This is a genomic window from Candidatus Aminicenantes bacterium (assembly GCA_026393795.1).
Lineage (GTDB): Bacteria > Acidobacteriota > Aminicenantia > UBA2199 > UBA2199 > UBA2199.
On record JAPKZL010000128.1, the window covers coordinates 1 to 9,340 of the forward strand.

Here is a 9,340-nt window from a genome sequence, read left to right on the forward strand (position 1 = left end):
CAGCCTTTATTCATCGTCCTTTTCATGTAATATTATATTAATTTTTTATGTAATCGGGAAATATGGGGATAAAGGTTTTTGGAATTGTGGTCTCTTGCTGATGTCAAGCGTCTGGCGGCTAGCGACAGACGTTTGATATCAGGCGTACTCCGCCAGACTCTCCCACATCTTGTCGGCGGCGCTCAGCTCCTCTTTCTTGGGAGTCTTGGCCGGATTGTCCCGGTACTCTTTCTCGCGCAAGTTTTTCAAAAAGGTATGGGCCACGGTGGGAAAGAGCTCGAGCAGCAGCTCCTCTTTTTCATTCGCGGCCAGGCGAACGCCGCCGAACTCATCGAGTACCGGGTTTTCCTGCTTGCGGTACGTGGAGGTGTCGTAGGGGGTCTCCGTGCGGGTGCCGGCGATCTTCAAGCGGAAGGCGGGGTCGACCTTGACCGGCGTTTTGCCGTAGCTCCCCTTGACCAGGTTGACGAACTGGGTCGAGGTGGAGGTGTAGAAGGGCCTGCCGTTGGCCGCGTCGATGACGCAGTTGACCGCCTGCACGCCGACGATCTGGCTGGTTGGCGTGACCAGGGGTGGGACGCCGGCGTCGAACCGTACGCGCGGCACCGTCTGCAGCACTTTGTCCTTCAGGTGCCCCAGTTTGGCCTGCTGCAGCTGGGCCAGCATGTTGGTGTACATGCCGCCGGGGATCTGGGCCACGCGCACGATGTCGTCGGGCGGGGGAAAATTGAAATAGCTCTCGATGGCCTGGGTATGGCGCAGGAGCTCGGCGATGCGTTCCTCCCTGGCCGCAACAATGGCCCGGTCGAAGATGAGGTCGATCTGTTCGGGGAGCTTGTCGACGGCGATATCGAAGGGGCGGGGAACCAGCTTGTACTGGTCGAACTGGGACAGCTCGTTGCGCACGTCCAGAAGGATTTTGTTGATGGCCGCGACCGCTTCGCGCTCGACCCCGGTCTCCAGGCCGAGCTTGTCGGCGAAAACCTGCACGAGCTCGAAGGCCGGCGCCGCCGGGCCGCCCGAGAAGTTCAGGATGACGGTGTCGACGATGTCCACGCCGTTGACCATGGCCATCAGCACCGAGGCCAGTCCGAAACCCGGCGTGCAGTGGGTGTGCAGGTCGACGGGTATGCCCACATTCGTTTTCAGGGCGCGGATCAGTTCTCCCGACGTTTTCGGGTCAATGAGCCCGGCCATGTCCTTGATGGTGATCATGTCGGCGCCCAGGTAGGCCAGCTGCTCGGCCTTGGCGACGAAATAGTCGACGCCGAAGATCTTCCCGGGCAGGGGTTTGCCGCGCAGGAGCGCCTTGGCCCGCTCAGCGATGGAGAACTTCGGGTCGACGGTGTAGCACACGGCGCAGTCGGCGATGCCCTTGTTCTCCTTGACGTAACGGATGGTCGACTTCATGTTGTCGATATCGTTCAAGGCGTCGAAAATGCGCATGATGTCGATGCCCGAGCGCACGGCGTTGCGGCAGAAGCCCTCGATGACGTTGTCCGGGTAGGGGTTGTAGCCGAAGAGGTTGCGGCCGCGCGACAGGGCGGTGAGCTTGGAAACGGAGCCGACGGCTGCCTTGATCTTCTCCAGCCGCCCCCAGGGGTTCTCGTTGAGGTAGCGCATGACCGAGTCGGGGACGGCGCCGCCCCAGACCTCCATGGCGTAGAAGCAGGCTTTCCGGTAAAGGGGGAGGAGGCGGTCCACCTGGGCCTGGTTCATGCGCGTGGCGAACTGCGACTGCTGCCCGTCGCGCAGGGTCAGATCACGGATCAATATTTTTTCAGCCATTCTGCACTCGTTAAATTGATTTGCCTGATTGCCAGGGTGTGTTTTAAAATTTATTATATAACAAATTGACCGGGAATGAAAGAGGCGGTGTGTTTTAGGAAAACACCCCAGGGATGACGGTCTTGCAGTAACGGCAGCGGTTGCCGGCCAGTCCCGTATTCTCGATGCTGTACAGCAGGCGGCGGATCAGCAGCCTGCCGCAGCTCGGGCAATAGGTGTTGCCGGCGTCGGAGAGCAGGTTGCCGACATAGCAGAACTTGATCCCGGCGCCCTGAGCGATCTTGCGGGCCATGTAAAGCGTCTCGGCGGGAGTGGGCGGGATGTTCTTGAGCATGTACATGGGGGTGAAACGGGAAAAATGCAAGGGCACCTCAGCCCCCAGTTCCTGCACGATCCAGCGGCACATGCGCTCGATCTCGGCGCGGTCGTCGTTCAAGCCCGGGATGAGCAGCACCACGACCTCGAACCAGATTTTCTCGTCGCGCAGGGCGAGCAGGGTGTCGAGCACCGGCTGCAGCTCGCCGCCGCACTGCTCGCGGTAAAAATCCTCCGTGAACGCCTTGAGGTCGACCTTGACCGCGCCCAGCGAACGGCAGAGCTCCTGCAGCGGTTTTTTCTCGATAAAGCCGTTGGAGATCATGACGCTGGGGATGCCTTTCTCCTTGCCCAGCGCGGCGATATCGCGCATGTATTCGAAAAAGATCACCGGTTCACTGTAGGTGTAGGCGATGATCGGGCACGCCTGGCTCCGGGCCTGGCGGACCACCGCTTCGGGCGGCAGGTTGATGGCCTGGACCTCCTCGGGGCGGCGCTGGGAAATTTCCCAATTCTGGCAGAAACGGCAGTTGAAGTTGCAGCCGGCCGTGGCCAGGGAGAACGCCTGGGCGCCCGGGAAATAGTGAAACAGCGGCTTTTTTTCGATCGGGTCGACGTGGACGGCGCACGGCTGGCCGTAAACCAGAGTATAGAAGACGCCGGAACGGTTCTCGCGCACGCCGCACTCACCCCTTTCCCCGTCGGCCACCTTGCATTGGTTGGGGCAGAGCCGGCAGTGAACTTTTTTCCCGGCCAGCTTCTCGTAATACATGGCCTCGCTGGCCCTGGGGACATAGGCATCGGCGGCCGCGAGGCGCGGCCCGTTGAGCAGGAGCGGCGCGGCCAGCGCGGTTTTACCGATGGTTTTCAGGAAAGATCGGCGGCTGCAGCGCTGATGGGTTTTCATTTGCCCGAATCCTTTTCGCCGAAGACCTGGGCCTGGAAGACGTAGAACTGCATGGTCGGGGAGCTTTGGTAGGCATCGCGTTGCAGCCCGGCCTTGGCGCACAGGCTGGCCAGGAACTGGTCGAGGTTCCAGCCGGTCTCAGTGGCCACCTGCGGCAAGTAGACGGCTTGGGCGTGGCCGTCGCGGATGACCACGCCGTCGCTGCCCAGGCGGATGGAACGGTAATCGCTGATCGGCCGCAGCGGGGTCATGACCGAGATCTCGATCTCCACCCGGTTCAGTTCGCCTGCCGGCAGCGGCTCGAAGCGCGGGTCGTCCAGCGCGGCATGGAGCGCGTTGGCCATTACGCCGCGGTAGAGCGGTTCGACGCCGATGATGCTGCCGATGCAGCCGCGCAGCTCGCCCTTTTCGCGCAGGGTGACGAAGACGCCCCGCTTCTCCTTGAGCCGCGCATGGGCGGAGAATCGATCTTCATCCCCACTTGCGGCCGATTTTTCCAGGAAATGTTCCTCCAGGGTGGAGCGGGCTAGTTCCAGGAGCATTTTTTTTTCGGCCCGGTCCAGGCCGATGGACTCGGCCGCGGCTTTGCCGGCGCCGCCCTCCATAAAGAGCAGCGAGGCGTAGCTGACGCTGGTCGAATAATCCCCGTTCAGGTCGCCCGACTTGTAATAATCGGCCAGGCTGCATTTTAAGCGCTGATTCTTGAACAACTGGATCAGGACTCCGATGGGGACGAAGCCGCAGGCGGTGATACCGGTCCGTTCATGATACTGGTAATATTTGTCGAAATCGAGGAGTCGCACCGCTTCGATGAACCCGGTGTCCAATGCGGTCAATTGTCCCTTTATATCACCTTTGAATGGCGTGTAGGAAAAAGACTCGCCATAGTGGGTCAGGTCGCTGCTGGCCACGACCAGGGTGTGCGCGTCGACGAAGGGGGCGATGGCGGCGGCCAGCTTTTCGAACTCCTTCTTGGCCAGCGAGCCGAAAACGATCGGGACGAGCTTGTAGCCGTCGTTTCCCAGCGCTTTCTGCAGGAAGGGGAGCTGGTTTTCCAGCGCGTGCTCGAAGCGCATGGTGTCGCGATTGCTTTGGAACAATTCCTTCGCGGCCAGGGCACGGCATATTCCCACGTCCACCGCCATTGTTCCCAGCGGCGTGGCGTAGGCGCCGTAGTCGGCGACGCAGGCGCCGTGGAAGCCGCGCGAGTGCGAGGCCCCCATCAGGATGACGCGGCGAATACCCTGGCTGGGAGCGAGCGCGCGGTAGGCCTTGGCGGCGCAGCGGCCCGAGTATAGGAAGCCGGCATGGGGGGCGATGATGCCCCTGACCGCGGTTTCCCCTGCCGGCAAAGGCAGGGAGTCGAAGAAGCCGTCGAGCATCCGTTGCAGCTGCGCCGGGTCGGCTGGATACCAGGGACCGGTGTTCAGATAAGGTCGGATGTCATCGGCGGCGGACAACAATATCGGCATCATGAGAAGTATTAAAAATTTCCAGTGTTTCATAAGGGCCCCGCATTAATTCTAGGTCAAACGGGACCCGGAGTCAATCAATCCAATTCAAGATGTAGGGGCGACCCGCTGGGTCGCCCTAGCAGATGTCTCCGACAAAGATCGGGCGTTCCAGCGGAACGCCCCTACAGATGTTTCTTATATTCTTCTATCGCTCCGGCTCCGGCCTCGCGGAACGCCCTGGACACGCCGCCGACGCCGAGCTTGACGCCGCCGAATATCCGCGATACCAGCAAACCGCCGTCGAGATCGTGATGGCGCAGGAGCTCGAGCAGCACCCGGCCCGGATGGCCGACCTCGCCGTCGTCGCGCGACTTTTCGTAAACGTTTCCCTTCCCGTCAAGGCCGCGAAAAGCCCAGCAATGGTGATTGGCCTTGCGCAGTTCGCCCTTTTTACGTCGCACCATTTTCTGCACGTCCGTTTCGTCGGCGGCCGGGAAGAGAACGGCGAAAAAGCGCGAGCGCTCGGCGATGAAATAAAATTCGACGCTGTGCTCCACCTTCATGCGCTGTCTCCTCGACCGACAGGATAGCCCGAACCTCCAGGAGCTGTCAAGCGCTTTTCGAAGAGAATTCACCCGTGCTTTTTGCTTTTTTCAACTTGGGCCCGCTGGCACTTGATTTTGTCTCTGCTTTGTTGGAAAATAAACGTTGTGGACATCAAGCTGGAGGTTCCATGAAGATCGATTTCATCACCGTTTATACCATCGATATTGATAAGACGATCGGTTTTTATCAGCGCGTCCTGGATTTCAAGGTCGTCCGGCGCTTCACGCCGGGAACGGGCATGGAGATCGTCTTCATGGACGATCAGCACGGTCATCAGATCGAGTTCATCAAGGACATCAAGGAATTGCCCTATTCCGGCTCGGGATTGTCGCTCGGCTTCTACGTGAAGGACATCAAGCAAACAGCCGCCCACCTCGAAAGCCACGGCGTGGAAATACTGTTCGGACCTTTTGCCATGCCCAGCGGAGTCAAATTGCTCCACGCCCGCGACAACAACGCCCTGGAGCTCGGCTTCGTCGAGCAGCCGGCCAAGTGACCCCGGTCCCTAAAAATTAGCAAATAGTCGTTGGAGTCGAAATGCTTTTACATCAGCAGTTTGTACGCGTGGCCAAGAAAAACGAAAAGAAACTGGCCGTCATCGACCGCACCCTCAACCGCCGGGTGACCTACAAGCGCGCCCTCATCGGTTCGCTGATCCTGGTCAAGAAATTTGAAAAATACGCGCCCGGGTTTCTCGGCATCATGCTGCCCAACTCGGCCGGATCGATCCTGGCCATCCTGGGGACGCTGATGAGCGGGCGGGTGCCGGTGATGATCAATTATTCGACCGGGGCGGCGGCCAACTGCGAGTACGCCCGGAAGAAATGCGCCTTCAAGACCATCATCACCTCCAGGGTGCTGTGCGAAAAGATCAATTGCCGCCCGGTTGAAGGCATGGTCTTTCTCGAAGACATCATGAACTCGGTCTCGATCATGGACAAGCTGAAAGCCGCCCTGATGGCCGGCGCCGGCGCCGAACGGCTGCTGAAATCGCTCCACGGCGGCGACGAGGACGACACGCTGCTCATCCTTTTTACCAGCGGCAGCGAAAAGGACCCCAAGGGCGTGCAGCTGACCCATCGCAACATCAGCGCCAATTACGAAAGCCTGAAGAAAGCCTACGACCTGCGCGGCGACGATATTTTCCTGGCCAACCTGCCGTATTTCCATGTGTTCGGCCAGACCGCCAATCTCTGGCTGCCGCTGTGCGAGGGCATGACCCTGGTCACCTACGCCAACCCGCTCGATTTCAAGATCATCAGCGATATCGTGCGCGAGGAAAAAGTGACGCTCATGGCCGGCACGCCGACCTTTTATTGGGGCTATGTGCGCAACTCGGCTCCCGGTGATTTCGAAAGCATCCGCATCATGATCTGCGGTGCCGATAAGTGCCCCGAGGCCTTGCGTACGGCTTTCTTAAAAAAGCACCGCAAAACCCTGCTCGAAGCCTACGGGACGACCGAGACCAGCCCGGGCATCACCGTCAACACCCTGTCCCACAACCGGCCTGGCAGCACGGGCATGCCGTTGAACGGGGTGCAGGTCAGGGTGGAGAATTATGAAACCGGCGAGGGCTGCGCGGTCGGCACGATCGGCAAGATCCTGGTCAAGGGCGACAATGTCATGAAGGGCTATTTCGATGATTTTGAACAAACCTCGTTGAGCATCCGCCACGGCTGGTACGACACCGGCGACATGGGCTATCTGGATGCCGACGGTTACCTATGGCACGTCGGGCGCTTGAAGCGCTTCCTGAAGATCGGCGGCGAAATGGTATCGTTGATCCGGGTGGAGGACGTGCTGGAAAGGCTGCTGCCGCCCGAGGTGGAATGCTGCGTGGTCGAGATCCCCGATCCGTTGCGCGGGGCCAGGATCGTCGCCGCCGTCACCCAGCAGGTGGATGAAAAAGCCTTGCTCAAGGAAATGGCCGAGCAGTTGCCCAAGATCGCCCTGCCCAGCCGCTTCGTGGTCATGCCCGAAATGCCCAAGCTCGGCAGCGGCAAGATCGATTTCCGCAGCATCACCGAACTGGTCCGGGCCATCGTCCTGGGCAAGTAAGCGAAGACCGCGACATTATGTTCTGGCGTTTAAGATAAATTTTTATATTCTTGAATCTAATCAACAAACTCACCCCCGTTCCCCCTCTCTTTTTTTAAAGAGGGGGTAAAGAATACTTCTTACTCCCCTTCTCTTGTTAAGAGAAGGGCAGCACAAACCATATGGCCACGAAGTGGACGGATTTGGTTTGTCTGCCACCTAAAGGGGGTAGGGGATGAGTTTTGAGCATTCAGATAATTTTGTAAATACTTTTATTTTCTACAATTAAAGCGAGCGGATATTATTTGACAAGGTGTAGTGAAATCATTAGAATTCCAATAGAAAAAATTCATCAAGGAGGATAGATATGGGAAAGAAAGTGCTGGTGGCGACCGAAAAGCCTTTTGCCAAGGTGGCGGTGCAGGGGATCGCCGATATCCTTAAAAAAGCCGGATACGAGATGATCCTGTTGGAAAACTACAAAGCCAAGGAAGACCTCGTCAAGGCGGCGGCCGGGGCCGACGCCATCATTTTCCGCAGCGACATCATCGATGAGGCCGTTCTTGCCGCCGGCAGCGGATTGAAGATCGTTGTCCGCGCCGGGGCCGGCTACGACAACGTCGACCTGAACGCCGCCACGGCGCGCCAGGTGGTGGTCATGAACACCCCGGGGCAGAATTCCAACGCCGTGGCCGAGCTGGTCTTTGCCCTGATGCTGTATCTGGCGCGCGGCGCTTTTTCCGGCAAGTCGGGGAGCGAACTGCGCGGCAAGAAGATCGGCCTGCAGGCCTACGGCGCCGTCGGCCGCTGCGTCACGCCCATCGCCAAGGGCTTCGGCATGGAAGTCCTCGCCTTCGACCCGTTCATTCCGGACGCAACGATCAAGAAGGACGGCGTGACCCCGGTCGCTTCCCTGGACGAGCTTTACAAAAAATGCGATTTTGTCTCGCTGCACATTCCCAAGACCAAGGAAACGGTCAACTCGGTCAACTTCGCGCTGCTCGGCCAGCTGAAAAAGGGGGCGGTGCTGATCAACACGGCCCGCGCCGAGGTGATCGACGAGCCGTCGCTGCTGAAGATGTTCGCCGAGCGCCCCGACTTCAAGTACGGCGCCGACGTGGCCCCGGCCTGCCTGGCCGAGATCAGCGAAAAATACGCCGGGCGTTTTGTCTTCACCGCCAAGAAGATGGGGGCGCAGACCGAGGAAGCCAACGTCAACGCCGGGCTGGCCGCCGCTCGCCAGATCGTGGCCTTCTTCGAGAAGGGCGACAAGACCTTCCAGGTCAACAAATAGACGCCACGTGCTCAAGCACGCGGTGGCCCTGACCGTCGCCGGGTCGGACTCCGGCGGCGGCGCCGGCATCCAGGCCGATATTAAGACTTTCTCCGCCTGCGGCGTGTACGCGACCAGCGTCATCACCGCCGTCACCGCCCAGAACCTGGAACGGGTGAGCGCCATCCAGGCCATCGAGCCCCGAATCGTCGAGGCACAAATGCGGTCCGTCCTTGAGGGCTACCCGGTCAAGGCGATCAAGACGGGCATGCTCTTCAATCGCGACATCATCGAAACGGTGGCCGACGTGCTTGAAGAGTACACGCGCATCCCGCTGGTCGTCGACCCGGTTTTCGCGGCTACCTCGGGCAGCCGGCTGATCAAGCCGCGGGCCATCCATGTTCTGCGCGAGCGGCTGCTGCCATTGGCCTTTGTGGTGACCCCCAACCTGGCCGAGGCCGAGTTTCTATGCGGGCAGGAACTGCGCTCGCTGGTTGACCTGCGCGAAGCCGGGCAAAGCCTGCACCGGACATACAAGGTCCCGTTCCTGATGAAAGGCGGCCACCTGCCCGGCCAAGCCGTCGACCTGCTGGTGGACAACCGCGGAATGAAAACCTATGCCGCCGACCGCTCCGCCAGCGTCAACAGCCACGGCTCGGGCTGCACCTTCTCGGCGGCCATCGCCGCCTACCTGGCCCGCGGCCGCGACTTGCGCGTCGCCGTGGCCGAGGCCAAGTCCTTCATTACCGCCAGTCTGCGCCGGCCCCACTACCTGCGACCGGGGATTCGGGTGATCGATCATTTTCATCGCCGGCGTTAGGGGATGAGATGATGGCCGGCAACAAGAAACTGTTCGTGATCGGCGGTGGCAGCTCGGGAATGATGGCCGCCATCAGCGCCGCCCGGCTCGGCGCGGCCGTGGTCTTGCTCGAACGCAAGGACCGCGTCGGCAAGAAGCTG

General features: G+C 60.0%; 9 protein-coding genes. 5 read left to right on the forward strand and 4 right to left on the reverse strand.

The features are described from left to right. Positions 1 to 138: 138 nt before the first annotated feature. From NTW95_06000 to NTW95_06015, 4 genes are all read right to left on the reverse strand, one after another. Positions 139 to 1,788, reverse strand: a complete 1,650-nt coding sequence (locus NTW95_06000; protein MCX6556971.1) for a carboxylase — start codon at positions 1,786 to 1,788, stop codon at positions 139 to 141. Positions 1,789 to 1,882: 94 nt separating this feature from the next. Continuing rightward, positions 1,883 to 3,010 (reverse strand): AmmeMemoRadiSam system radical SAM enzyme, encoded by a 1,128-nt coding sequence (gene amrS, locus NTW95_06005; GenBank protein MCX6556972.1) that lies wholly within the window; start codon positions 3,008 to 3,010, stop codon positions 1,883 to 1,885. Further along, complete coding sequence (gene amrB / locus NTW95_06010; protein MCX6556973.1) at positions 3,007 to 4,485, reverse strand: AmmeMemoRadiSam system protein B; 1,479 nt, start codon at positions 4,483 to 4,485, stop codon at positions 3,007 to 3,009. The genes amrS and amrB overlap by 4 nt, the downstream gene beginning before the upstream one ends. Before the next feature lie 161 nt (positions 4,486 to 4,646). After that, positions 4,647 to 5,027 carry a YigZ family protein gene (locus NTW95_06015; protein ID MCX6556974.1) on the reverse strand — a complete coding sequence of 127 codons (381 nt, stop codon included), beginning with the start codon at positions 5,025 to 5,027 and terminating at the stop codon, positions 4,647 to 4,649. Between the two features lie 170 nt (positions 5,028 to 5,197). Here NTW95_06015 and NTW95_06020 point away from each other — a divergent pair, with 170 nt between their 5' ends. The 5 genes from NTW95_06020 to NTW95_06040 all read left to right on the forward strand — a co-directional run. Next, complete coding sequence (locus tag NTW95_06020; GenBank protein ID MCX6556975.1) at positions 5,198 to 5,566, forward strand: VOC family protein; 369 nt, start codon at positions 5,198 to 5,200, stop codon at positions 5,564 to 5,566. A gap of 41 nt (positions 5,567 to 5,607) precedes the next feature. After that, the gene (locus NTW95_06025; protein ID MCX6556976.1) at positions 5,608 to 7,128 is read left to right on the forward strand and encodes an AMP-binding protein; all 1,521 of its coding nucleotides are present in this window, start codon (positions 5,608 to 5,610) and stop codon (positions 7,126 to 7,128) included. 346 nt (positions 7,129 to 7,474) lie between these two features. Continuing rightward, a complete protein-coding gene (locus NTW95_06030) occupies positions 7,475 to 8,401 on the forward strand; it encodes a 3-phosphoglycerate dehydrogenase (GenBank protein ID MCX6556977.1) in 927 nt (308 codons plus the stop codon). A 7-nt stretch (positions 8,402 to 8,408) separates the two neighbouring features. Beyond that, a complete protein-coding gene (thiD, locus tag NTW95_06035; protein ID MCX6556978.1) occupies positions 8,409 to 9,200 on the forward strand; it encodes a bifunctional hydroxymethylpyrimidine kinase/phosphomethylpyrimidine kinase in 792 nt (263 codons plus the stop codon). 11 nt (positions 9,201 to 9,211) lie between these two features. Continuing rightward, positions 9,212 to 9,340: NAD(P)/FAD-dependent oxidoreductase (locus tag NTW95_06040; protein MCX6556979.1), on the forward strand; the 129-nt coding region annotated here is incomplete at its 3' end.

What these genes read in the sequence shown, in the direction of transcription:
- amrB (MCX6556973.1), bottom strand. Translation starts at nt 4,485, where the DNA reads ATGATGCCGATATTGTTGTCCGCCGCCGATGACATCCGACCTTATCTG.
- amrS (MCX6556972.1), bottom strand. Translation starts at nt 3,010, where the DNA reads ATGAAAACCCATCAGCGCTGCAGCCGCCGATCTTTCCTGAAAACCATC.
- NTW95_06015 (MCX6556974.1), bottom strand. Translation starts at nt 5,027, where the DNA reads ATGAAGGTGGAGCACAGCGTCGAATTTTATTTCATCGCCGAGCGCTCG.
- NTW95_06025 (MCX6556976.1), top strand. Translation starts at nt 5,608, where the DNA reads ATGCTTTTACATCAGCAGTTTGTACGCGTGGCCAAGAAAAACGAAAAG.
- NTW95_06020 (MCX6556975.1), top strand. Translation starts at nt 5,198, where the DNA reads ATGAAGATCGATTTCATCACCGTTTATACCATCGATATTGATAAGACG.
- NTW95_06030 (MCX6556977.1), top strand. Translation starts at nt 7,475, where the DNA reads ATGGGAAAGAAAGTGCTGGTGGCGACCGAAAAGCCTTTTGCCAAGGTG.
- NTW95_06000 (MCX6556971.1), bottom strand. Translation starts at nt 1,788, where the DNA reads ATGGCTGAAAAAATATTGATCCGTGATCTGACCCTGCGCGACGGGCAG.